Source organism: Kutzneria chonburiensis, assembly GCF_028622115.1.
Classification (GTDB): Bacteria; Actinomycetota; Actinomycetes; order Mycobacteriales; family Pseudonocardiaceae; genus Kutzneria; species Kutzneria chonburiensis.
Map to the genome: position 1 here is coordinate 4,070,181 of NZ_CP097263.1, position 23,292 is coordinate 4,093,472.

At 70.8% G+C, this 23,292-nt stretch carries 18 protein-coding genes; 12 read left to right on the plus strand and 6 right to left on the minus strand.

Annotated elements, in window-relative coordinates:
* Positions 1-51 precede the first annotated feature (51 nt).
* From M3Q35_RS18225 to M3Q35_RS18240, 4 genes are read left to right on the plus strand one after another with little or no spacing between them, the layout of a single operon-like run.
* Positions 52-1,257, plus strand: a complete 1,206-nt coding sequence (locus tag M3Q35_RS18225; RefSeq protein WP_273943057.1) for a sarcosine oxidase subunit beta family protein — start codon at positions 52-54, stop codon at positions 1,255-1,257.
* Between the two features lie 12 nt (positions 1,258-1,269).
* Complete coding sequence (locus tag M3Q35_RS18230) at positions 1,270-1,512, plus strand: sarcosine oxidase subunit delta (protein WP_273943058.1); 243 nt, start codon at positions 1,270-1,272, stop codon at positions 1,510-1,512.
* Entirely contained in the window at positions 1,509-4,217 is a 2,709-nt protein-coding gene (locus M3Q35_RS18235) for a 2Fe-2S iron-sulfur cluster-binding protein (RefSeq protein WP_273943059.1), read from the plus strand. Before M3Q35_RS18230 ends, M3Q35_RS18235 begins: the two co-directional genes overlap by 4 nt.
* Entirely contained in the window at positions 4,210-4,689 is a 480-nt protein-coding gene (locus M3Q35_RS18240) for a sarcosine oxidase subunit gamma (RefSeq protein WP_273943060.1), read from the plus strand. Before M3Q35_RS18235 ends, M3Q35_RS18240 begins: the two co-directional genes overlap by 8 nt.
* On the opposite strand, the gene M3Q35_RS18245 is transcribed toward M3Q35_RS18240, so the two are convergent.
* Entirely contained in the window at positions 4,649-5,746 is a 1,098-nt protein-coding gene (locus tag M3Q35_RS18245; protein WP_273943061.1) for a DUF7847 domain-containing protein, read from the minus strand. The two genes, M3Q35_RS18240 and M3Q35_RS18245, sit on opposite strands and share 41 nt — an antisense overlap.
* Positions 5,747-6,050: 304 nt before the next feature.
* Between M3Q35_RS18245 and M3Q35_RS18250 the strand changes: the two genes are divergently transcribed.
* Entirely contained in the window at positions 6,051-6,254 is a 204-nt protein-coding gene (locus M3Q35_RS18250) for a cold-shock protein (RefSeq protein WP_273943062.1), read from the plus strand.
* A gap of 57 nt (positions 6,255-6,311) precedes the next feature.
* Here the strand turns inward: M3Q35_RS18250 and M3Q35_RS18255 are convergent, their stop codons facing one another.
* Entirely contained in the window at positions 6,312-6,701 is a 390-nt protein-coding gene (locus M3Q35_RS18255; protein ID WP_273943063.1) for a winged helix-turn-helix transcriptional regulator, read from the minus strand.
* Between the two features lie 104 nt (positions 6,702-6,805).
* Here M3Q35_RS18255 and M3Q35_RS18260 point away from each other — a divergent pair, with 104 nt between their 5' ends.
* Both M3Q35_RS18260 and M3Q35_RS18265 read left to right on the plus strand, forming a co-directional pair.
* A complete protein-coding gene (locus tag M3Q35_RS18260; RefSeq protein ID WP_273943064.1) occupies positions 6,806-7,639 on the plus strand; it encodes an SDR family oxidoreductase in 834 nt (277 codons plus the stop codon).
* A 28-nt stretch (positions 7,640-7,667) separates the two neighbouring features.
* Entirely contained in the window at positions 7,668-8,516 is an 849-nt protein-coding gene (locus M3Q35_RS18265; RefSeq protein ID WP_273943065.1) for an alpha/beta fold hydrolase, read from the plus strand.
* An 81-nt stretch (positions 8,517-8,597) separates the two neighbouring features.
* Here M3Q35_RS18265 and M3Q35_RS18270 read toward each other — a convergent pair whose 3' ends face one another.
* Entirely contained in the window at positions 8,598-13,136 is a 4,539-nt protein-coding gene (locus tag M3Q35_RS18270; protein WP_273943066.1) for a P-loop domain-containing protein, read from the minus strand.
* A 166-nt stretch (positions 13,137-13,302) separates the two neighbouring features.
* Positions 13,303-14,019 carry a LysR family transcriptional regulator substrate-binding protein gene (locus tag M3Q35_RS18275; RefSeq protein ID WP_273943067.1) on the minus strand — a complete coding sequence of 239 codons (717 nt, stop codon included), beginning with the start codon at positions 14,017-14,019 and terminating at the stop codon, positions 13,303-13,305.
* A 33-nt stretch (positions 14,020-14,052) separates the two neighbouring features.
* Here M3Q35_RS18275 and M3Q35_RS18280 point away from each other — a divergent pair, with 33 nt between their 5' ends.
* The gene (locus M3Q35_RS18280) at positions 14,053-14,481 is read left to right on the plus strand and encodes a DUF5997 family protein (RefSeq protein ID WP_273943069.1); all 429 of its coding nucleotides are present in this window, start codon (positions 14,053-14,055) and stop codon (positions 14,479-14,481) included.
* Here M3Q35_RS18280 and M3Q35_RS18285 read toward each other — a convergent pair.
* Entirely contained in the window at positions 14,478-14,942 is a 465-nt protein-coding gene (locus M3Q35_RS18285; protein ID WP_273943073.1) for an Lrp/AsnC family transcriptional regulator, read from the minus strand. The genes M3Q35_RS18280 and M3Q35_RS18285 overlap by 4 nt on opposite strands.
* A 135-nt stretch (positions 14,943-15,077) precedes the next feature.
* Between M3Q35_RS18285 and M3Q35_RS18290 the strand changes: the two genes are divergently transcribed.
* Positions 15,078-18,440 (plus strand): indolepyruvate ferredoxin oxidoreductase family protein, encoded by a 3,363-nt coding sequence (locus tag M3Q35_RS18290; RefSeq protein ID WP_273943074.1) that lies wholly within the window; start codon positions 15,078-15,080, stop codon positions 18,438-18,440.
* Positions 18,441-18,600: 160 nt separating this feature from the next.
* On the opposite strand, the gene M3Q35_RS18295 is transcribed toward M3Q35_RS18290, so the two are convergent.
* Entirely contained in the window at positions 18,601-20,091 is a 1,491-nt protein-coding gene (locus tag M3Q35_RS18295; RefSeq protein ID WP_273943076.1) for a serine/threonine-protein kinase, read from the minus strand.
* Positions 20,092-20,147: 56 nt separating this feature from the next.
* On the opposite strand from M3Q35_RS18295, the gene M3Q35_RS18300 reads away from it, so the two are divergent.
* The 3 genes from M3Q35_RS18300 (at position 20,148) to M3Q35_RS18310 (ending at position 23,292) form a co-directional block, all read left to right on the plus strand.
* On the plus strand, positions 20,148-20,831 hold the full coding sequence (locus M3Q35_RS18300; protein ID WP_273943077.1) for a response regulator transcription factor: 684 nt from the start codon (positions 20,148-20,150) through the stop codon (positions 20,829-20,831).
* Positions 20,828-21,850: a HAMP domain-containing sensor histidine kinase gene (locus M3Q35_RS18305; RefSeq protein ID WP_273943078.1), complete on the plus strand. Its 1,023-nt coding sequence runs from the start codon at positions 20,828-20,830 to the stop codon at positions 21,848-21,850. Before M3Q35_RS18300 ends, M3Q35_RS18305 begins: the two co-directional genes overlap by 4 nt.
* A gap of 68 nt (positions 21,851-21,918) precedes the next feature.
* Positions 21,919-23,292, plus strand: coding sequence for a DUF4153 domain-containing protein (locus tag M3Q35_RS18310; RefSeq protein WP_273943079.1), 1,374 nt, complete (start codon positions 21,919-21,921; stop codon positions 23,290-23,292).

Sequence of the window (23,292 nt, forward strand, 5' to 3'; positions counted from 1 at the left end):
TGGAGAGCGCAACAGTGCGCTTAATCTGCAACAGGCTCAGTGGAGGTGGGCATGTCCGAGCACCCCGACCGGCTGTGGCGGAATCCCGAACCCAGGTCCGGTTACGACGTCGTCATCGTCGGCGGCGGCGGGCACGGCCTGGCCACGGCGTACTACCTGGCCGCCAACCACGGCATCCGGAACGTGGCGGTGCTGGAAAAAGGGTGGCTGGCCGGCGGGAACATGGCCCGGAACACGACGATCATCCGCTCGAACTACCTGTGGGACGAGAGCGCGGCGATCTATGAACACGCCCTCAAGCTGTGGGAAGGGCTGTCGAGCGAACTGGACTACGACATCCTGTTCAGCCAACGCGGCGTGCTGAACCTGGCCCACACGCTGCAAGACGTGCGGGAAGGCACGCGGCGGGTGAACGCCAACCGGCTCAACGGGGTGGACGCGGAATGGCTGGACCCGGACCAGGTCCGCGAGTTCTGCCCGATCGTGAACACAGCGCAGGATGTGCGGTATCCGGTGCTGGGGGCGACGTTGCAGCCGAGGGCGGGGATCGCCAAGCATGATCACGTGGCCTGGGCGTTCGCGCGCAAGGCGGACGAGCTCGGCGTCGACCTGATCCAGGGCTGCGAGGTCACGGGATTTCTCAAGGACGGCAACAAGGTCATCGGCGTGGACACGAACCTGGGGCCGATCTACGCGGGGCGGGTCGGACTGGCGGCGGCGGGGCACAGCAGTGTGCTGGCGAGTCTGGCCGGCTTCCGGCTGCCGGTGCAGAGCCATCCATTGCAGGCCCTGGTGTCGGAGCTGCTGGAACCGGTCCATCCCTGCGTGGTGATGTCCAACCACGTGCACGTCTACGTCAGCCAGGCGCACAAGGGCGAACTGGTGATGGGCGCGGGCATCGACCCGTACAACTCCTATACGCAGCGCGGTTCCGTGCACGTGATCGAGCAGCAGATGGCGGCGGCGCTGGAGCTGTTCCCGCTGTTCGCCCGGGCCCACGTGCTGCGCACCTGGGGCGGCATCGTGGATGTCACGCCGGACGCGTCGCCGATCATCGGGCCGACCCCGGTGGACGAGCTTTTCGTCAACTGTGGTTGGGGCACAGGCGGTTTCAAGGCGACGCCGGCCTCGGGCTGGACGTACGCGCACACCCTGGCCACCGGCAAGGCGCACGCTCTGAACGAACCGTTCGCCCTCGAACGATTCACCACCGGCGCGCTGATCGACGAGCACGGCGCGGCGGCCGTCGCACACTAGAGGGAGGTACCGATGTTGCTCATCCCGTGCCCCTGGTGCGGCGACCGCGACGAGACGGAGTTCCACTACGGCGGCCAGGCCGGCGTGTCGTATCCGGCGCGACCGGCCGATCTGTCCGATGAGGACTGGGGCGAATACCTGTTCGTACGGGACAATCCCAAGGGCCCCTTGGCCGAACGCTGGTCGCACTCGGCCGGGTGCCGCCGCTGGTTCAGCATCACGCGCAACACGGCGACGAACGAGATCGTGCGATGAGACTCCCCGAGGGTGGTCGCATCGACCGCACGAAACCGCTGCGCTTCACCGTGGACGGCATCGAGTACACGGGCTGCGCCGGCGACACGCTGGCCTCGGCGATGATCGCCAACGGGCTGCTGGAGGTCGCGCCGAGCGCGTACCTCGGCCGGCCGCGCGGGATCTTCGCCGCCGGCGTGGACGAGCCGAATGCCCTGGTGCAGCTGGATGATCCGATGCAGCTGGCGACGACCACGGAGCTGGTGGACGGCCTCGAAGCGACTCTGCTGTCAGGCAAGGGAAAGCTGACCGGCGAGGCCGACGAAGCCCGCTACGACAAGCGGAACGTGCACTGTGACGTGCTGGTGGTCGGCGGCGGCCCGGCCGGGGTCGCGGCGGCGCTGGCCGCCGGCCGGACCGGTGCCCGCGTGATCCTCGCCGACGAGCAGCGGGAACTGGGCGGCGGCCTGCTGACGGAGAACCGGCTGCTGGACTGGCTGGCCGACGCCGTCGAGGAACTGGACGCCCTGCCCGAGACCCGCATTCTCACGGGCACCACGGCGTTCGGCTACTACGACCAGAACTTCGTTGCCCTGGCGGAGAAACACCGCCTCTGGCACGTCCGGGCCAAGCGGGTGGTGCTGGCCACGGGCGCCCACGAACGGCCACTGGTGTTCGTGGACAACGATCTACCGGGCATCATGCTGTCCTCGGCGGTTCGCCAGTACGTCAACCGGTACGCGGCCCTGCCGGGCGAGAACATCGTGGTGGCCACGACGAACGACGCCGCCTACGGCACGGCGTTCGACCTGGCGACGCGAATATCGACTATTGTAGACAGTCGACCGGAGCCGCCGGCGGGGCTGGTGCAGCAGGCCCGAGAACTGGGCATCGAGGTGCTCGCCGGGGCGCAGGTCCAGCAGGCGCTGGGCACGCGGCGAATCGGCGGAGTCCGGGTCGGCGACCGGACGATCGCGTGCGATCTGCTGGCGGTGTCGGGCGGCTGGAACCCGGCCGTGCACCTGTTCTCCCAGTCCCAGGGCCGGACGCGGTACGACGAGCGGGTCGCAGCGTTCGTGCCGGACACATCCGTTCAGGCGCAGCACATCGTGGGTGCCGCGAATGCCGTCTACGACCTCGCGGGTTGCCTGCGGGAGGGCTTCGACGCCGGTCTGGACGCTGCCCGACTGACCGGCTTCGACGGCGCACAACCCCAAGCTCCCTACACGGCAACGGAAACCGTCGCACCGCCGGCTCCGGTGTGGTTCGTCGACGGGCCCGAGGACCGACAGTTCGTTGACCTGCAACGGGATGCGACCGTGGCCGACGTACGACGGGCGACCGGTGCGGGCATGCGATCGGTGGAGCACGTCAAGCGGTACACCACCATCGGCACCGCGCACGACCAGGGCAAGACCTCCGGCTTCGCGGCAATAGGCGTCATCGCCCAACTACTCGGGGCCGACGGTCCACAAGGGACGACCACGTACCGCCCGCCTTACACCCCGGTGTCGTTCGCACTGCTGGCCGGCCGGGATCGGGGCGAGCTGCACGATCCCGTGCGCATGACGCCGATGCACGAGTGGCATGTCCGCAACGGCGCCGTGTTCGAGAACGTCGGCCAGTGGAAGCGGCCCTGGTACTACCCGCTGCCGGGCGAGGACATGAAGACGGCCGTGCTGCGCGAGTGCCGGGCCGCCCGCACCAGCGTGGCGGTGATGGACGCGTCCACCCTCGGCAAGATCGACATCCAGGGGCCCGACGCCGGCGAGTTCCTCAACCGCATGTACACCAACGCGTTCGCCAAGCTCAAGGTCGGCCACTGCCGCTACGGCCTGCTGTGCAAGGCCGACGGCATGGTGTTCGACGACGGCGTGGTCATGCGCGTCGCCGAGAACCGTTTCCTCGCAACGACAACGACCGGCAACGCGGCCGCGGTGCTGGACTGGTTCGAGGAGTGGGCACAGACGGAGTGGCCGGACCTCAAGGTGTGGTTCACCTCCGTCACCGAGCAGTGGGCGACCATCGCAGTGGTCGGTCCGCAGGCCCGCACGGTGCTCAGCATCGTCGCGCCGGACGTGGACTGCTCGGCCGAGTCGTTCGAGTTCATGACCTTCCGCGACGTCGCGCTGGCCGACGGCACGCCGGCGCGGATCGCCCGGGTGTCGTTCTCCGGCGAGCTGGCGTTCGAGATCAACGTGGCCGGCCGGCACGGCGCCGAGGTCTGGAAGGCCGTGATGGCAACAGGTCTGCCGACTCCGTACGGCACCGAGACCATGCACGTGCTGCGGGCCGAGAAGGGCTACGTGATCGTCGGCCAGGACACCGACGGCACCGTGACACCGCAGGACCTCGGCATGGAGTGGATCGTCTCGCCGCGCAAGGACTTCGTCGGCAAACGGTCGTACCAGCGGCCCGACGCCGCCCGACCGGACCGCAAGCAGCTCGTCGGCTTGCTGCCGGTCGACCCCGACGACCTGCTGCCCGAGGGCGCGCAGCTGATCACCCCGGACACACCGCTGACGCCGCCGGTGCCGATGCTCGGGCACGTGACGTCGAGCTACCACAGCGCCGCGCTGGAACGGACCTTCGCGCTGGCGTTGGTGAAGGGTGGCCGGCAGCTGATCGGGCGGACGGTCCTGGCGCCGCTGCGGGACCGGACGATCGCGGCCACGGTCACCGAGCCGATCTTCTACGACCCGGAAGGGACCCGGCGGGATGGCTGAGCTGCGCGAGATCACCCTGACCCACCAGGTCGACCTGCGGGTCGACCCCGTCGACCCGGCGGCCACCCGCATCGGCGACCTGCTCGGCACGCCGCTGCCGGTCGTGCCGAACACCGGGTCCGAGGCTGTGCTCTGGCTCGGGCCGGACCAGTGGCTGGTGTTCGGCGCGTCCGAGGCCGAGCTGCGGGCCGCGCTGGGCGACACCGCCGGCTCGGTCGTGGACGTCTCGGCCAACCGGACCGTCTACGAGCTGTCCGGGCCCGACGCACGGGAGGTGCTGGAGCAGGGCTGCGCCATCGACCTGCACCCCCGCGCGTTCGGGCCGGGCCGGTGCGCGCAGACCATGCTGGCCCGCGCCAACGTGGTGCTGCACCAGGTCGACGACACGCCGACGTATCGCCTCCTGGTGCGGCCCTCGTTCGCCGGCTATCTCACATCGTGGCTTCGGGATGCACTATCGGCTGCGGGCTGACCGCCAGGTCGTCCGGCAGCTGCGACATCTCCCAGAGCGGCAGGTGGAAGCTCTCCTTGCGGATCCGCAGGTCGTGGTAGAGCAGCGTGGTCACACCGATGACGAACGGCTGCGTGATCGCCGCCGCGGCCGCCGACAGGACCACGCTCAGCACGATCACCGTCGGCGAGTAGATCGTCTCCAGCATCGCGCCCGGGTTGGGCTGGATGCCGGCTCGGGCGTTGGCCATCATGCTCGGGAACTGCGCGAACTGGGAGAAGCTCACCGGCAGCTGGGCGAGGTAGCTCACGATGCCGCCCATCAGGGCGACCAGCAGCAGGATGCCGAACACCCGCCACCAGTTGCCGGCCACCAGCCAGCGGGACCGGCGCATCGCGGTCAGCACCGGCGCCGGCTCCAGGATCAGTGCCGGCGTGGCCATCGCGTACGAGATCCACAGGTAGGCGGCGACGACTGCGCCGGCCAGCAGCAGCAGGATGCCGAGCAGCACCAGCCCGGCTTTCCCGGTGGCGATGGCCAGCAGGACCATCAGGCCGAACGGCAGCAGGAAACAGGTGTACACGATCAGCCCGACCAGCAGCGTGAGCCCGAGCAGCGGCAGCATGCGGGGCGCGGCCTTGCGCAGCGCCTGGCCGACCGTGGTGGTCCGGCCCAGCACCGCGCGGCTCACCACGACGGTGACGACGCTCTGCGTGACCAGCGTCGCCGCGACCGTCAGCACTATCCCCAGCAGGTAGGCCAGCAGGAAGCTGCCGAACAGCGCCAGCAGCTTGTCGGGGTTCGGCCGGCCTCCGGAGCTGAGGTCGGCCAGGTTCGAGAACAGGACGAAAATCGGCACCATGAACGTGGCCACCGAGATCAGCGAGGCCACGAACGGCACCAGGATGGCCGGCTTCCAGTTGCGGAAGATGGCCCGGAACGAGCCGGTGATCATGGCCCCGACGTCGAGCGGGCGCAGCGGGATCACGCCCGGCTGGGGCGCCTGGTAGTAGGGCGGCAGCGGGGGCTGGGCCTGCGGCTGCGGGTAGTGGATGTACTGCTCCGGATTGTCCGTCATGTCTCCCCCTGGGGTACTGCCGCACATGGTGTCACGCCGGTACCACCACGGACGCCGAAACCCCTGTTGATCAGGCCGTTCGGCCGTGCCGGTTAGCCCGATCGAGGCACATCCCACGGGACTCGTGGCGCCGCACCGTACCGTGATCACCGGCCTTGACCTGCGAAAACTCCCCTATCGGGCGAGAAACGCGAACTTATCCGCGCCGGAGACTCCGCACCGGGCCTCCGTGGTGGCATGATGTGGCGTGAGACCGGGGCTTTTCGTTGTGATGGCCTGGCTCGGCTTACAGGGAGTTAGTGGTATGGCGCAGGGCAATGTGAAGTGGTTCAACAGCGAAAAGGGCTTCGGGTTCATCGCGCAGGACGGTGGCGGTCCCGACGTCTTCGTGCACTACTCGGAGATCCAGGGTAACGGCTTCAAGACCCTGGACGAGGGGCAGCGCGTGGAGTTCGAGATCGGCCAGGGCCAGAAGGGCCCGCAGGCCCAGAGCGTCCGCGCCATCTGAGCAGCCGAACGGAAGGGCCCCGCGCCGTCAGGTGCGGGGCCCTTCTGTATGTCCTGGCTACTTCTTGGCGTCGTAGGCCGCCTGGCTGGCCGTCACTTCCAGCATGTTGCCCTCGACGAACTCGATGAGCTCGAACAGCCGCTTCGCGGTCGCCTCGCCCAGCGGCGTGAGGCTGTAGTCCACCCGCGGCGGGATCGTGGCCTGCGCGTCGCGGTGCACGAAACCGTCCCGCTCCAGGGCTTGCAGGGTCTGGGCGAGCATCTTCTCGCTGACCCCGTCCACCCGCCGCCGCAAGGCGTTGAACCGCAGGGCGCCGTCGCGCAGCGCGGCCAGCGCCAGGATGCCCCACCGCCCGGTGACGTGCTCCAGCGTGGCCCGCGAGGTGCAGTTCCGCGCGAACACGTCGAACAGGACGCGGCCGTGCTCCTCGAAGTCGGACTCGCTCATACCACCCAGGGTAGCTCACGCACAGCACAACCCTGAAGTTTGCACTTTCTAAAAGTTAGTGCAATCCTCGTGACGGTACAGCCCTGATCGAAGGAGCACGTCAGATGATCGTCGTGACCGGCGCCACCGGCGCCCTCGGCCGTCTTGTTCTCGCTGGTCTTGACCCCGCCGACACCGTCGGGCTGGTGCGCGACCGGGCCAAGGCCGCCGACCTCGGCGTGCCCGTCCGGGTCGGCAGCTACGACGACCCGGCCAGCCTGCGTGGCGCGTTCGACGGCGCCGACAAGGTGCTGTTCATCTCCGGCAGCGAGGTCGGCAAGCGCGTCGACCAGCACCGCGCCGTGGTCGACGCGGCCAAGGCCGCCGGTGTGCCGCACCTCGTCTACACCAGCGTGCTGCACGCCGACAGCAGCCCGCTGACCCTGGCCGCCGAGCACAAGGCCACCGAGGAGATCATCCGCGCCGCCGGCATCCCGTTCACCTTCCTGCGCAACAGCTGGTACACGGAGATGTACGCGCCGACCTTCCAGCAGGCCGCCGCCACCGGGTCGTTCGTCGGCAGCGCCGGCGCCGGCCGCGTGGGCAGCGCCGCCCGTGCCGACTACGCCGCGGCCGCCGTCGCCGTGCTGCGCGGCACCGGCCACGAGAACAAGGTGTACGAGCTGGCCGGCGACAACCCCTGGAGCTACGCCGACGTGGCTGCCACGGTCGCCGAGGTGACCGGCAAGGCCGTGTCGTACCAGGACCTTTCCTCAGCCGAGCACCGTGCCGCGCTGACCGCCGCCGGCCTGAACCCGCACGTGGTCGATCTGCTCGTCGACGTCGACGGCAACCTGGCCGGCGGGGCGCTCGTCGACGGTTCCGGCGACCTGGCGCGGCTGATCGGGCACCCGACCACGTCGCTGCGGTCCTCGATCGAGGCCGTGCTCGGCCGGTAACCGAGTGGTTCTCGGGCAGACTGCCGGTATGGAATCACTGACGATCACGCTCGGCGAGCACGTCTTCGACGCGCTCGCCGCCGGTCCGGCGGACGGCGACCTGGTGCTGCTGCTGCACGGCTACCCGGAGTTCGCCGACTGCTGGACCGAGGAGCTCGCCGCGCTGGGCGCGGCCGGCTACCGGGCCGTGGCCGTCGACCAGCGCGGCTACTCCCCCGGCGCGCGGCCAACGTCCATTTCGGACTACGCCGTCGACAACCTGGTGGCCGACGCCCTCGGCTTCGCCGACGCGTTGCGCGGGGGCCGGTTCCACCTGGTCACCCACGACTGGGGCGGCATCGTCGGCTGGGCGTTGGCCGGCGCGCACTCCGACCGGCTCCGATCGTTCACCGTGCTCGCCACGCCGCACCCGCAGGCCCTGCACGCCGCCATCGCGTCCGACGAGGACCAGTCCAACCGGGTCAACTACGTCCGGTTCTTCCGGGCCCAGGTCGGCGGGGCCGAGCAGGGCCTGCTGGCCGACGACGCCGCCCGGCTGCGCGCCGCGTACGGCGGCCGGATCTCGGCCGAGCTGGTGGAGAGCAACGTCAAGCGCTTCTCCGAGCCCGGCACGTTGACCGCCGCCCTCAGCTGGTACCGGGCCGTGCCGACCGACGACCTCGACATCCCGTGCGGCCGCGTCTCCGCCCCCACGCTCTACATCTGGGGCAGCGAGGACGTCGCCCTCGGCCGCCTCGCCGCCGAGTCCACCAAGGACTGGGTCGACGGTCCGTACCAGTTCGTCGAGCTCCCCGGGGCCAGCCACTGGCTGCCCGAGGAATCGGCCGACAAGGTGATTCCGCTGATCCTGGAACACCTGGCCGCCCATCGAGGTTGATCACGTTGCGGCGGCGGGAATCTGGGCCCGCCGCCGTGCCACATGCGCTTCCCATGTGGCATCAGGGCGCACATGGGAAGCTCATGTGGCCGCGCCCCAGCGGGTCAGCTGCTCGTCGGCGATCGTCGCGACGGCCAGCGGGTCGAGTAGCGCCAGTCCCTTCAAGCAATCCCGCCAGGCCGCCGTGGTCAGCGCGGCGGCAACGGCACGGCGGGCGCGCGGGATGAGCCGGCCCCGATTGTCGGCCGTGGCCGCGAGTCCGGCCAGCGCGTTCGCGAACCCGGCGGCCAGGCCGTCGTCGACGGTGACAGTGGACAGCAGCCTTTCGGCCCGCCTCGGATCGTGCGGGCCGAGCGTGTCGACGACCGCCAGCAACGCCAGCGCCCGCGCCGTCGGGTCGTCGATCCGGGCCAGGACCGCTTCGCAGCTGTCCGCCAGCCGCACCACTCCGGCGGCGGCCACGACCGCCAGCGCCTTCGCGCGGGTCGGCAGTTCGCTGATCAGCTCGGCCTGTTGGGCGGCCAGGTCCAACCGCCCGAGGGCCGCGTTGGCCCGGGCCAGATCGATCAGCGCCTGATCGCGTTCCTCGGGGTACGGAATCTGGTCGATGAACTCCAGCGCGCGGTCGATGAGATCGGTGGGCCGGTTGATCACGCTGACCGCCCGCACCAGCGACGCGTACGCCTCCACCTGGAAGTCCGGGTGATGGACCTGCTCGATCGAGTGCAGCGTCTCGTCGATGAGGCGGGTCACGCGATCGTGCTGCCCGATGGTGGTCAGCCCCTCGATGAGATTGGCCATCGCCTCGGCCTGGTAGATCAGGATGTCGTCCTGGCGGGACAGCTCCTCGACGAGATCGGCCAGGCGGAGGCAGCGTTCGGCGTCGCCGGTCAGCGCGATCGCCTTGACCAGCACAGCCAGCGCGCGCATCAGGGGCCCCGCAAGGGTTTCCCGCCGCAGAAACTGCTCCGCCTCGTCGGCGATCTGACGGGCCGACGCCGGGTCGCCGACGGCCAGCAGCGTGACCAGATTGGCGAACACGGTGCCGTAGGGCCAGATCAGACTGTCGCCGCGGGCGAGGGCCAACACCTCGCCGACGAGCGCCCGGACCCGGACGCCGTCACCGGCCGTGGCCGCGATCTGCGCGATGCCGACCAGTGCCCCGGCCCGAGGCAGCGTCCTGGTCAGCATGTTCACGATGCCGCGGGCCAGCTCGGCAGCCCGGTCGAAGTTCCCGCCGAGCGCGTACACCCGGGCCAGTGCGTCCGACTCGATCGTGATCGAGTGCTGGGCGATCAGTGCTTCCGCCTGCCCGGCCAGCCGGCCGGCCCGATACCGGTCGCCGCCGGTCGCCGCGGCCAGGGCCAGGGCGCTCAGTGTTCCGGCGCGCCGCGCGGGATCGTCGATCTGCGCGGCGTAGGACTCGGCGCTGTCGGCGATCCACGCCGTCCAGGCTCCGTCGCCCATCGCGGCGACTTCGTTGACCAGCGTGGCCAATGCGCGGGCCCGGAGTTGGGGCGTGGTGGACCAGACATCCGGCACCAGCCGGGCCAGCTGGTGAATCGCTGCCTCCACCTCGCGGGCGAGCCGGACGGCGCGCGGCCGGTCACCCTGCCGCCCGGCCCGACCGACCAGCTTGGTGAGCTGCGCCAGCCGCACCTCACGGTCGGCGATCCGCCGGAGCACGGCCTCGGCGCGATCGAGATCCGCGATGACCGAGCCGATCACCGCCAGCGCCTCCTCGCGTTCGGTGGAGAAGCCGATCTGGGCCACGAAGGCCGCGGCGTCGTCCGCCAGCCGCGTCGCCAGGACGGTGTCGCCAACCGTGACCGCCACGACGGCCAGCCGGGCCACCGTCTCGGCCCGATCGGCGTCGGAGTGCTCGTCCTCGTAGGCCGACTGTTCGCCGGCCGCGATCAGGCGGAGGGCTTGGTCGCGGTCACCGGCGGACCCGACCGCGACGGCCAGACCGGTCACGATCTCGCGGCGCTCCCTGGTCCCGCCGCCGGCCATGATCGCTTCGGCTTGGTCGGCCGGTCGGCGGATCCGGTCCCACAGGCCACCGATGCTCGCGGCGGCCAGCATCCCGGTGAGCCAGGACCCGAGGCCGCTCGTGCCTCGTGGCTTCAGCGTCTCGGCGTAGGCCAGCGCCCGCTCCGCCTGCGGCTGGTGGCCGGTCTCGGCGAGGGCCAGCACCTCCCGATAGTGCGGCTCGGCCAGTCCCAGTGCGGCATCGACCTCGTCGGCGAGCCTGGCCGCACGCGCGTGGTCACCGGCGATGGCGGCGACCCGAGCGAGGTCCACCAGCGACTGCTGGCGCTCGTCGCGGGACACGATCCGGCCGACGAGCGTTTCGGCTCGGTCCAGGTCGTCGCGCTCCGACCAGATCCGCGCCAGGTTGCCGAGCAGGCCGTCGGCCGAGAATCCCCCGTTGGACAGGAGCGTCTCCACCTCGCCGGACGTCGAGGCCGCGGCATCGAGGTCGCCGAGGGCAGCCTGCGCATCGACCAGTTCGACCAGCGCGGCCACCGGCGACTGGGGAAAGGTGATCCGGGAGATGGCCTGCCGCGCCGTCGCGACGAGCAGTCGCGCCCGTGCCGGGTCGGTGGCCGCGACCGCGACCGCGGTGCGGGTCAGCACCCGGGCCTGGAAGTCGGTGTCGTCGACCGCCGACGCGATCACCTCGGCATCACCGTGCCCGGCCATCGCAGTGACCAGCTCCAGCCGTAGCCAGAAGCCTTCGCGGGCGTCCGCCAGCTGCTTGAGGCGCGCATCGGCCTCACGCGCCAGCCGGGCCGTTCGGTCGAGGTCGCCGGCGGCGACCGCGACGCGGACGATGCCGACCAGGGCCCCGACGTTCTTGAGGAGGTCACGGACGCGGCCGGCGATCAGTTCGGCCCGGGCGAAGTCACCGGTGCGGGCAACCGCTTCGGCCACGAGAGCCAGCGTGAAGTCCCGATACTGCTCCTCGACCCGGTCGACCAGGGCCACCAGATCGTCGATCAGGTCGGCGGCGGCCGCCCGGCCGACCTCGTTCACGGCCAGGGCCGAAACCAGGCTGACCAGGGCCCCGGCCTTCGGCATGGGGTCGGTCGCCTCGACGTGGGTGACGAGGTCGGCGGCAAAGCGGATGGCCTCGTTGTCGTTGCCCTGTAGGGCATTCGCTTCGACCAAGGCGAGCAGCGTGTCACGGCGGCTGCCCCAGTCCTGCATGCCGGCGGCGAAGCCCTCGGCCCGCACGGGCTGGCCGATCAAGGTCCACACGGCCGCCAGTTGCGCGGGGACGTCGGTGGTGCGGCGGAGGAGGCTGTCGCGTTCGATGGCCAGCAGGCCGAGGCCGATGAGGTCGGGGCTGTGCTGGGCGGACAACGCCTGCTGGGCCACGCGAATCTCGGTCAGCCCCAACAGATCGCCGCCGGTGAGGATGCGCATGCGGCGGTGCCGGGCCTGGTCGGTGGCGTACTGGGTGAGACGGTCCAGATCGTCGGCGGCGGCAAGGGCCTGGGGGTAGGCGCGGAGCAGGTACTGCGGGGTGTCGACGGGCCAGTCCTGGTAGGAGTCGGCCCAAGTGGCCAGCTGGCGGTGGTAGGCGCGGAGACCGCCGCGGCCGAGTTGCTGGGTGGCCAACTCGCGCAAGGTCTCGTGTGAGAACAGGTGCACCGGCGCGGACGGATAGCCGGCGACGGGCGGTCCGATCCAGGCGGACAGGCTCCGGCCGAAGGTGCCCTGGAGCAGGCGGCGGATCTCGTACGCCGGGTGCTCGGTGAGCTCGGCGAGATCGTCGGCGGTCAGGCCGCCGCCGGACGCGGCGATCAGCCCGAGCAGGTCGCGTTGCAGCTGCGGTCCGGACAGGACGGTGTCGAGCTCGAGACCGGCGAGCCGGGCGACTTCGCTGGCGTGTGGGGAAACCGCGAGCTCGCGGATCGGGACTGTCCGAAGTGGATGGTCGTCGGGCACGTCGTCGGGCAGCCGCAGCCCGGGCCGGCTGGTGACGAGCACCCGTACGGACGGTGGGGGTCGGCGCGGCAGCAACGCGGCGACGCTGGCCAAGCCGGCCGGCCGAGTGTCCTCGTCGAGACCGTCGATCACCAGGAGCAGGCGACGACCCGCGGCCGCGGCGTCTTCGAGCAGCTGGAGCATGTCGCCGACCTTGGCGCCGGCCGTCGCCGTGCCGGTCGGCTGGTGCAGCAGCGCGGCCAGCTGCTCGGACACCGCGGCGACGAACGCCCCGCTGTCCGACTGGCCGGTGTGCCGGGTGGACACGAAGAACGCCACGACGTCGACCCCGACCGGCGGATGCAACACGAACCACGCCGCCAGGGCCGACTTCCCGGCCCACGGCCCGGCCTGCCACCAGGCGTACGGGGCGTCCCCGGTGCAGAACCGGGTCAGCTCGGCCAGCTCCGCGTCCCGGTCCAGCAGCTGATCCGGCGCGGTGTCCCGGACCTGGGCGCGATAGGCGGCCAAGACCGCCGCGGGCAGCTTCCCGTGCACCTGGGTGATGTGCACGCCGCCGTAGATCACGCCGGCCTGCACGACGTTGTGCGCGGTCCCGGACATCACGTTGTCCACCCGCAGCCCGTCGAGATCCGCCGGCCGCTCAGGTTCCGACGTCGCCACCCGGAGCACCTCCCAGGAACGGGTTCGCGACCATGGAATCGAGCGTTTCAGCCGGCACGGCCGGAACGGCCCAAATTCACCCGATCAGCCGCCGCGCCCCAAGTGATGTCACATGCGCTTCCGATGTGGCATCAGAGCGCAAGTGGGAAGCGCACGTGGCGAGTCGTCAGCCGCGGCGGCGGGGCTTGCCCTTACCGGCACCCGCACCACGGCGCTGGTTGGCGGCGGGCTTTCGGGGCTCGGGCTTCCGCTTGGGGGTGGCCTTGGCGGGCTCGGGCTGGCTGCCGCGGCTGCTGTTCACGGTCCGCCCTCGCACGATGCCGATGAACTGCTCCATCAGCTCACCGGTCTCACCCTCCAACCAGGACAGCGCGACCTGGGACGTGGGGGCGTCGGGGAAAGGCCGGTAGGTGAGGCCCTTGCGGTGGTGCAGGCGGGCGAGCGACTGGGGCAGGACGAGCAGGCCGACGCCGGCCTCGACGAGCTCGATGGCGTCCTCGGTGGTGGCGGGACGGTCGAGGGCGGGCTTGCCGGGCAGCGGCGACGTCCACTGGAGAACGTCGTCGACGGGATGGAAGACGACGTCGTCGGCCAGGTCGGCGGGGGTCAACGAGTCGGCGGCGGCGAGGAAGTGGTCCTTGGGCACGACGACGACGGTGGTCTCGACGTAGAGCGGGATGGCGTGCAGGCCGGTGCGGTCGAAGGGCAGCCGCAGGAGCACGGCGTCGGCATCGCCGTCACGTACGGCGGCGGCAGCCGAGGCGGCGGTCACCCGAACGAGGGTGATGGGCACGTCGGGCAGACGCTCCTGCCAGGTGCGCACCCACTTGGCGGGAGTGACCCCGGGCACGTAGGCGAGCCGGAACGAGGCAGGTGCAGTCACGGCCAAGAGGCTACCGGCCACTACCCTGTGCCCATGACGTCGCACAAGACCCCCCAGACGATGAAGCCGGCGACGGCGGCCAAGAAGCTGGGCGTGTACCTGGAGGCCACGCCCGAGGAGTTCCGGGACGGGGTCGTGTCGCGCGACGAGCTGAACGAGCTCCAGGCCAACCCGCCGCAGTGGCTGAGCGACCTGCGCCGCAACGGCCCGCACCCGCGTCAGGTGGTGGCCACGAAGCTGGGCGTGTCGATCGGCGGCCTGGCCCGCGGCGGCGTGACGGAGGCGCTGACCACCGAGCAGATCGAGGCGCTCAAGACGGAGAACCCGGACTGGCTGACCCACGAGCGCGAGGTGCAGGCCGGCTTCCGTGACGAGCAGCAGCGCCTGAAGGACCGCCCGGCCAAGGCCGCCCCGAAGCCGGCGGCCAAGGCTCCGGTGAAGAACAACCGGCGCGGCCGCTAAGCGCCCTCGACCACGTCGAACAGCGGATCCACCCGGTAGGTCACGGGCTGGGTGAGGGACACGGCGGTGGTGCTACGCAGCACGCCCTGGCAGGCCAGCACCGAGGCGACGACCTGGTGCAGGTGCTGGTTGTCCCGCGCGACCACGCGAACCAGCAGGTCGCCGGCGCCGGCGATGCCGTGCGCCTCCAGCACGTACGGCACGGTCTTGAGGCCGGCGACGGCCTCGTTGAAGCGCCCCTGCGCGACCTCCAGCGTGACGAAGGCGGTGACCTCGAGGCCCAAGGCCTTGAGGTCGACGCCGCGTCCGCGATCACCGACGACGTCGCGTTCCAGACGCTGGACGCGGGCGTGGGCGGTGTTGCGGGCGACGCCGAGCAGCGTGGCGAGCTCGGTGATGCCGGCCCGGGGCCGTCGCACCAGCTCACGCAGTATGCGCAGGTCCAGTGTGTCGAGAGTCACCGTTCTGCTCACTCCCTCGCCCATTAGGCCGTCCGTGCTGAGCATATCGCTCAATCGGACGACCCTCATGTTGCGCATTAGCCCTGGTAGGACGTGCAATCTAGGTCAACCTGCGCAGGCTATAGGAGGGTCGCAGTGTCCGATCGGCAGCTGCTCAACGGTGTGCACGCGCTGGCCCGGCTTCTCGTCGACCAGAGCGAGGCCGATCGCGCCCGCGGCTGGCGCACGGCCGGCCTGGTCTCGGGCTACCGCGGCTCCCCGCTGGCCGGGCTCGACCAGCTCCTGCAGAAGCAGGAGAAGCTGCTCACCGAGCACGACATCCGGTTCGTGCCGGGCGTGAACGAGGAGCTCGCGGCGACCGTCGTGTACGGCTCGCAGCTGAGCACGCAGCTGCCGGATCCGAGCTTCGACGGCGTCTTCGGCCTCTGGTACGGCAAGGCCCCGGGCGTCGACCGCTCCTCGGACGCCTTCAAGCACGCCAACTGGATGGGCACGACCCCGCGCGGCGGCGTGCTGGCCGTGGCCGGCGACGACCCGGCGGCCAAGTCGTCGACGCTGCCGTCGAACTCGGCGATGGCGCTGGCCGAGTCGATGATGCCGGTGCTGGCCCCGGCCTCCGTGGCCGACGTGCTGCGGCTGGGCCGGCTGGGCATCGAGATGTCCCGCTACGCCGGCACCTGGGTCGGCCTGACCATCCTGACCAGCATCGCCGACGCCACCGAGGTGGTGGACGTGGCCTCGCCGGTCGACGTCACGATCCCGGAGTTCAGCTGGCGGGGCCGCCCGTGGCAGCCGACGCACCGGCCGGGCGTCGACATCCCGGCGGCGATCGAGATGGAACCCGAGGTGCTGGACGGCCGGCTCATGGCGGCCACGGCGTTCGCGCGGGCCAACGGGATCAACACGATCGAAGGCGCGACCGACGGCGCGAAGATCGGCTTCATCGGGGTCGGACGGTCCTATGTGGAGCTTCGGGAAGCGTTGCACCGACTCGGGATCGACGAGCAGATCCACCGTGTGCGGATGCTGCGCCTCGGCCTGGTGCACCCGCTCGACCAGGAGACGGTCCGCGAGTTCGCCGAGGACCTTGACGAGATCGTGGTGGTGGAGGACAAGCGCGCCTTCGTGGAGCCGATGGTCCGCGACGCCCTCTACGACCTCCCGACCCGGCCGCGCGTGCGGGGCAAGGACATCATCCCGGTCAACGGCGAGCTCGACGCCGACCGGATCGCGTTGTCGCTGACCAAGCCGCTGACCGAGCGGTTCGGCGCGGACGCCGTGCATCCGTTGCCGCGCAAGCGTCCGCTGCTGACGCTGACCGCGGTCAGCCGGACGCCGTTCTTCTGCTCGGGCTGCCCGCACAACCGGTCCACGGTGGTGCCGGAGGGTTCGCTGGCATCGGCCGGCATCGGCTGCCACGCGATGACCACGTTCATGGACCGCAGCCTGGGCATGACGCAGATGGGCGGCGAAGGTGCGACCTGGGTCGGCGCGGCCCCGTTCAGCGGCACCGGCCACATGTTCCAGAACCTGGGCGACGGCACGTTCTTCCACTCCGGCAGCCTGGCCGTCCGGCAGGCGGTGTCGGCCGGCACGGACATCACGTTCAAGCTGCTCTACAACAGCGCGGTGGCGATGACCGGCGGCCAGGACGCCGAGGGCGCCATCGACCCGATCGGCGTCACACACCTGCTGCACGCCGAAGGCGTGGCGAAAATCGTTGTGGTGACGGACAATCCGCGCAAGTACCGGCGCGGCACGCCTTGGGCGTCCGGCGTGACCGTCAGGCATCGTGACGATCTCGATGACGTACAACGCGAACTTCGGACGGTCAAGGGCACGACCGTTCTCCTGTACGACCAGGCGTGCGCGGCCGAGACGCGCCGCAAGCGCAAGCGCGGCAAGATTTCCGAGCCGCCACAGCGCGTGTTCATCAACGAGGCGGTGTGCGAGGGCTGCGGCGACTGCGGCGCGAAGTCCAACTGCCTGAGCGTGGAGCCGGTGGACACCGACTTCGGCCGCAAGACCCGGATCGACCAGACCTCGTGCAACAAGGACTTCTCCTGCCTGCTCGGCGACTGCCCGTCGTTCATGACGGTGATTCCCGGCAGTGCCAAGGCAAAGGTCGCGATGCCGACGCTGAGCGGCGACCTGGCCGAGCCGGCGCACAAGCCCGGCCAGGCCAATGTGGTGCTGGTCGGCGTGGGCGGAACCGGTGTGGTGACGGCGAATCAGGTGCTGGCCAACGCGGCGCTGCTCGACGGCATGGATGCCCGTGCGATGGACCAGACTGGTCTGAGCCAGAAGGCCGGCGCGGTGGTCTCGCACCTGCGGATCGGCCCGGAGCACCGGGAGCGCCCGGGTCTGGTCGGGCTTGGCGCCGCCGACACGTACCTGGCGTTCGACGCCCTCGCCGCCACGTCAGCGTCCAATTTGGACCGCTGCGCGCCGGATCGCACGGTCGCCGTGGTGTCGACCAGCCAGACGCCGACCGGCGAGACCGTCACCGACCCGTCGAAGATCCTGCCGGCCAGCAGCACGTTGCTCGGCACCATCGCCGACCGCACGGTCGGCGGCCGCATGGTCACCGTGGACGCGCTCGGCCTGGCGGCAAAGCTCTTCGGCAGCACCACCGCCGCCAACTTCCTGGTGATCGGCGCGGCCTACCAGTCCGGGCTGCTGCCGATGAGCGCCGCGTCGATCGAGGCCGCCATCGAGCAGAACGGCGTCGGCGTCGCCACCACGATCCAGGCCTTCCGCGCCGGCCGCCGGCTCGTGCTCGACCCGACCTGGCCGTCCACCGAGGACACCGCCAAGGACGAGCTGCCCAGGACCGATCTGCCCAGGACCGATCTGCTCCGGGCCGAGCCTTTCCTCGCCACCGCAAGGGTAATCCTGGCCGAGGCCGGCATCGAGTCGGCCACCGCGCTGACCCGCACCGCCGATCTGATCGGCTACCAGGACACGCGCTACGCCCGCCGGTACGTCGACGTTCTCACCGGGGTGGAGAGCGAGGCCGTACGGGAGGTCGTGGCGCGCCAGCTCTACAAGTTGATGGCGTACAAGGATGAGTACGAGGTGGCCCGTCTGCACCTCGATCCCGCCGTGCGCCAGCAGTTCGGGCCTGACGCCAAGGTGAAGGTCATGCTGCACCCGCCGCTGCTACGGGCCCTCGGCATGCGCCGCAAGCTCGCCCTGGGCCGCACCGCCGGTCCTGCCTTCCGTGTGCTGCGCTCCATGCGTCGCCTCCGCGGCCACTGGCTCGACCTGTTCGGCCACACCGCCCTGCGCCGGCTGGAGCGGGACCTGATCACCGAGTACGTCGCCGTCGTCTCACAGCTCAACAGCGCCCCGCCGGAGCTCGCCCTGCGCATCGCCGCCCTGCCCGACCTGGTCCGCGGCTACGAGGAGATCAAGGTCGAATCCGTCCGCAAGTACCGGGCCGAGCTCACCGACCTGGTCGCCGAGCTGGGCAAACAGGCCCAGGCGGTGCGCTGAGGATTCGATGCTGCCCCGGCTCCAGAAGGGTGAGGAGCCGGGGACAGCGGGCGCGTTCCCGTCACGGGGGGTGAGACGGGGGCGCGACACCGACAACGGTAGGTGCCCGAACGTGACCCCGTGACGTCAAAAACACCGTCGCCGCCCGGGCGAAGGAACGCTAGCCGTCGGTCACCACGAAGCCGAGCGTGCCCTCCTTGGTGACCTTGGCGCTCTCGCAGTTGGCGATCACCGAGTCGAAGTGGCTGTTGCCCGAATTGCACCGGTACAGCGCCGTGGTCGCGACGCCGGTCGGCTTGTTCTGGTAGACGTAGCCGAGCAGGCCGAGCGAGGTCTGGCCCTCGCAGTTGCCGGTCTGGTCGACCGAGCTGAAGTGGTCGTCGGTGGTCTTCATCTTGCACGAGTAGAGCTTGATCGTGCCGGGCTCCGCCTTGGCCACCACCGAGCCCAGCGGGCCCTCACGGGTGAAGCCGGCCGGCACGGCCGACTTGGGCGTGCCGGTGAAGTGGAAGCCCTTGGGGTTGTTGTAGCGGGTCAGCAGGGCCAGCACGAGCGGCGGCTTCGTCGTGGTGGTCGTGGTCTTCGACGTCGTCGTGGTCGTGGCGGCGGTCGACGTCGTGGTGGCGGCGGTCGTGGTGGTCGTCGTGGGCAGCGCCGAAGTCGCCGTCGCCGTGGTCGACGAGGCGAGGGCCGCGGCCGAGGCGACCCCGTCCTGCTGGCCCGAGTTGGACAGCAGCACCGCGGACGTCGTCGCAACGGCGACCACCGCGGCCGCGGCGCCACCGATGACCAAAGCCTTGCGACGCCCCGGTTTCGGCTCCTTCTCCCACGGGTCAACCGGGCGGGTGGCCGACAGCCGAACCCCGCCGGACAGCACCTGCCGCACGTCGGTCGGCGTCCAGCGCTGGTACGGGTCCTGGATCAGCAGGCCCAGGATCACCTCGGCCAGCGGCCCCTGGCACAGCTGGAGCCGCGGCTCCTCGTACATGATCGCGTGCAGGGTGGCGGCGGTGGTGTCGCGGTGGAACGGCCCGCGGCCCTCGACGGCGTGGAACAGCGTCGCGCCGAGCGCCCACAGGTCGGAGGCGGGGCCGGGGAAGCCGCCGTTGAACAGCTCGGGCGCCATGTAGCCGGGCGAGCCGAGCACGCCGTTGGACGTGTGGCCGGGGTCGTCCATGGCGCGGGCGATGCCGAAGTCGGCCAGCTTGACCCGGTCGCCGGGCAGCAGCATCACGTTGCTGGGCTTGACGTCCCGGTGCACGACACCGGCGGCGTGCGCCACCTCGAGGGCCGTCAGCAGGGCAAGGCCGATGTTGGCGACGCGGTCGGGGGCCAGCGGGCCCTGGGCGGCCATGATGTCGGCGAGGGTGGGGGCCTCGACCAGCTCCATCACGACGAAGGTGGAGCCGCGGTCGGTCAGCACGTCGTAGACGGTGACGACGCCGGGGTCGTTGAGGCGGCCGGCGGTGCGGGCCTCGCGCAGCACGCGGTCCATGCCGCCGGGCGGCACCTGGATCTCCTTGAGCGCGACCTGCCGGCCGATGACGCGGTCGTCGGCGCGCCACACCACGCCCATGCCGCCCCGGCCCAGCTCGCCGACGATCACATAGCGGTCGGCCACCACCCGGTTCACGCTGTCGAACCCCTCCACGAGACCTTCACATCTTCCGCCATCGCTCTCCACGGCCCGCGTCTAGGGTCGGTCACATGGCGGAGCAACAGCGGCGAGTGCTCGTTGTGGACGACGAGCCGACGATCGCGGAGTCGGTCGCGGCGCGGCTGCGGGCCGAAGGGTTCGAGGTGGAGACGGCGGCCGACGGGCCGTCAGCGGTGGCGGCGGCGTCGGCCCGGCGGCCGGACCTGGTGGTGCTGGACGTGATGCTGCCCGGTTTCGACGGCCTCGAGGTGTGCCGGCGCATCCAGGCCGAGCGGCCGGTCCCGGTGCTGATGCTGACCGCCCGCGACGAAGAGACGGATCTGCTGGTCGGGCTGGCCGTCGGGGCCGACGACTACCTGACGAAGCCGTTCTCGATCCGTGAGCTGGCGGCCCGCGTCCACGCCCTGCTGCGCCGGGCCGGACGGGCCGAGCAGCGGGACGGCCACCGCATCGTGCTGGCCGACCTGGAGATCGACGTGGTCGAGCGGCGGGTGCACCGGTCGGGAGAGGAGGTGCACCTGACGCCGACGGAGTTCCAGCTGCTGGTGCACCTCGCGGGCCGGCCGCGGGCGGTGCTGCCGCGGGAACGGCTGCTGGCCGAGGTGTGGGGCTGGGGCGAAGCGGCCAGCACCCGCACTGTGGACAGTCACGTCAAGGCATTGCGACGAAAGCTCGGCGCCGACCTGATCAGGACCGTGCACGGCGTCGGCTACGCGCTGGAGGTGCCGCGGTGAAGCTCCCAGACCGGGTGCTAGCACTGCTAGAACTCTTGCCCAGACCGCTGGACCCGGTCCGTTCCATCAAGCTCAAGCTGGGGATCCTGCTGGTCGCCTCGGGCGCGACGGCGCTGGCGTTCTTCCGCTGGCAGATCGGCTGGCTGCCGCCGGCGACCTCGATCATGGCCATCGTGCTGGCCCTGTGCACGTCGCAGGTGCTGGCCCACGGCATGACCCGGCCGCTGCGGGAGATGACCGCCTCGGCCAAGTCCATCGCCCGCGGCAACTACCTGGTCCGGGTGCGGGCCACCGCCCGCGACGAGGTCGGCGAGCTGGCCACGGCGTTCAACCAGATGGCCGCCGACCTGGGCGCGGCCGACCAGCAGCGCCGGGACCTGATCGCCAACGTGTCGCACGAGCTGCGGACGCCCATCACCGCCCTGCAGGCCGTGCTGGAGAACGTCGTGGACGGCGTGACCCCGGCCGACCCGGCCACCATGAGCACCGCCCTGGCCCAGACCCAACGCCTCGGCCGGCTGGTCGAGGAGCTGCTCGACCTGTCACGGCTGGACGCCGGCGTGCTGACCCTGGCCCGGGAGCAGCTGGCGCTGGCCCCGCTGCTGGCCGACATGGTCGCCGAGGCCGAGGTCGCCGACCGCGGCACCCGGTTCGACGTGAAGGTCTCCCCCGCCGACGCCACGGTGTACGCCGACCGCGGGCGTCTGCACCAGGTCGTGGCCAACCTGCTGGACAACGCCTCCCGGCACGGTCCCCGTGGCGGTCTGGTGCGGGTGCGGGCGGCCGCGCACGCCGACCACACCGTCATCGAGGTGCTGGACGAGGGCCCGGGCATCGCCGCCGCCGACCGGGACCGCGTGTTCGAGCGCTTCACCCGCGGCGAGCGGTCCGGCGACGGCGGCACCGGCCTCGGACTGGCCATCGCGCGCTGGGTCGTCGACCTGCACGGCGGCACCATCGCCGTGGTCGACCCCGGCCACGCCGGCTGCCGCATCAAGGTCACCCTGCCCGCCCTGTAACCCCTCACTTCTCGTACCGTCCGCCCGCTCGGGTGCGACGGCGATACCACCTGCCCTGGAGTTGCTCGATGAGCTATGCGCCGATGAACGCCGTCCACACGAAGGTCGCCACGGCCCCGACCAACCCCACGCCGAAACCGTGGCCGGTGCTGATGGCCGGCGTGGTCACCGCCGCACTCGTGCCGCTGGACAGACCGGGCGTTGGCTGGCTGATCGCCGCCCTGCTGCTGGTGGTCGTGGTCTGCACGCAGATCAAGCGCCCCAAGCTGATCAGCGTCGGATGGGCGGCGGTGACCGTGCTGCTGGTCGGCGTGGGCACGCTGCGGGCGGCGGAGTGGCTGTTCGTGCTGTGCCTGTTGACGGCCGTGGTGACGGCGTCGCTGGCGGTCAGCGGCGGCCGCACGACGACGGCCCTGCTGTTCGGCTCGGTGATGGCCTTTCCCTCTCTGGGCAGGGGATTCGGCAAGATCCGCGGCGGCGGGCGGATGACGGTGTCGGTCGGCGTCGGTGTGGGCATGGTGGCGATCTTCGGTGCGCTGTTCGCCACGGCCGATCGGGACTTCGCCACATTGCTCAGCGAAAGTACGCCCACAGTGGACAGTGGATCGGTTGCCCGGACGCTGTTCCTGTTCGTCGTGGGCGGTTTGATCGCGGCCGGGGCGCTGCGGCCGATCGTGCGGAAGCGGCCGTACCGACCGAGTCAGACGGTGGTTCGCCGGTTGGAGTGGGGCGTGCCGGTCGGCATGCTGGTGGTGCTGTTCGCGACCTTTGTCGCCGTGCAGATGGTGTCGTGGTTCGGTGGCAGCGCGTACGTGCAGCGGACGGCCGACCTGACGTACTCCCAGTTCGCCCGCACGGCCTTCTGGCAGCTGACCGCCGTCACGGTGTTGACGTTGGCCGTCATCGGCGTCACGGCACGCATAGCGCCACGGGAGTCGGTCGCGGATCGCTTGTGGCTCAGGGGGATTCTCGGCGCGCTGTCGGTGCTCACGCTGATCGTCGTCGCTTCGGCGCTCAGCCGGATGTGGGCGTATCAGGAGGCGTACGGCTTCACCGTGTTGCGGCTCATGGTGGAAGCGTGCGAGATCTGGCTCGGTCTGGTGTACGTGATGATCATCGCGGCTGGGGTGAAGCTGAACGGTCGCTGGCTGCCCAAGGCGATGCTCAGCACCGCGGTCGGGTCGCTGCTGGTGCTCGCGGCGGTGGATCCGGAGTATCTCGTTGCCCGGCAGGACGTCCAGCGCTGGCAGCAGACCCAGCAGCTGGACACCCTCTACCTGTCCGGGCTGTCGGTTGACATCCTACCGGCGCTGGAAGGCTTGCCGGACAACGTGAAGTCGTGCGCCATGCCGTGGCGGACGCTGCCGCTGGACGACTTCCGCGAGTGGAACATCTCCCGCGCCGCGGCCCGGGATGCCCTTCGCCCGAACGCCTGCCGGTGA

Excerpts from the sequence above, each read along its gene's own strand:
- M3Q35_RS18225 (WP_273943057.1), top strand. The coding sequence starts at position 52 with ATGTCCGAGCACCCCGACCGGCTGTGGCGGAATCCCGAACCCAGGTCC.
- M3Q35_RS18230 (WP_273943058.1), top strand. The coding sequence starts at position 1,270 with ATGTTGCTCATCCCGTGCCCCTGGTGCGGCGACCGCGACGAGACGGAG.
- M3Q35_RS18235 (WP_273943059.1), top strand. The coding sequence starts at position 1,509 with ATGAGACTCCCCGAGGGTGGTCGCATCGACCGCACGAAACCGCTGCGC.
- M3Q35_RS18240 (WP_273943060.1), top strand. The coding sequence starts at position 4,210 with ATGGCTGAGCTGCGCGAGATCACCCTGACCCACCAGGTCGACCTGCGG.
- M3Q35_RS18245 (WP_273943061.1), bottom strand. The coding sequence starts at position 5,746 with ATGACGGACAATCCGGAGCAGTACATCCACTACCCGCAGCCGCAGGCC.
- M3Q35_RS18250 (WP_273943062.1), top strand. The coding sequence starts at position 6,051 with ATGGCGCAGGGCAATGTGAAGTGGTTCAACAGCGAAAAGGGCTTCGGG.
- M3Q35_RS18255 (WP_273943063.1), bottom strand. The coding sequence starts at position 6,701 with ATGAGCGAGTCCGACTTCGAGGAGCACGGCCGCGTCCTGTTCGACGTG.
- M3Q35_RS18260 (WP_273943064.1), top strand. The coding sequence starts at position 6,806 with ATGATCGTCGTGACCGGCGCCACCGGCGCCCTCGGCCGTCTTGTTCTC.
- M3Q35_RS18265 (WP_273943065.1), top strand. The coding sequence starts at position 7,668 with ATGGAATCACTGACGATCACGCTCGGCGAGCACGTCTTCGACGCGCTC.
- M3Q35_RS18280 (WP_273943069.1), top strand. The coding sequence starts at position 14,053 with ATGACGTCGCACAAGACCCCCCAGACGATGAAGCCGGCGACGGCGGCC.
- M3Q35_RS18300 (WP_273943077.1), top strand. The coding sequence starts at position 20,148 with ATGGCGGAGCAACAGCGGCGAGTGCTCGTTGTGGACGACGAGCCGACG.
- M3Q35_RS18310 (WP_273943079.1), top strand. The coding sequence starts at position 21,919 with ATGAGCTATGCGCCGATGAACGCCGTCCACACGAAGGTCGCCACGGCC.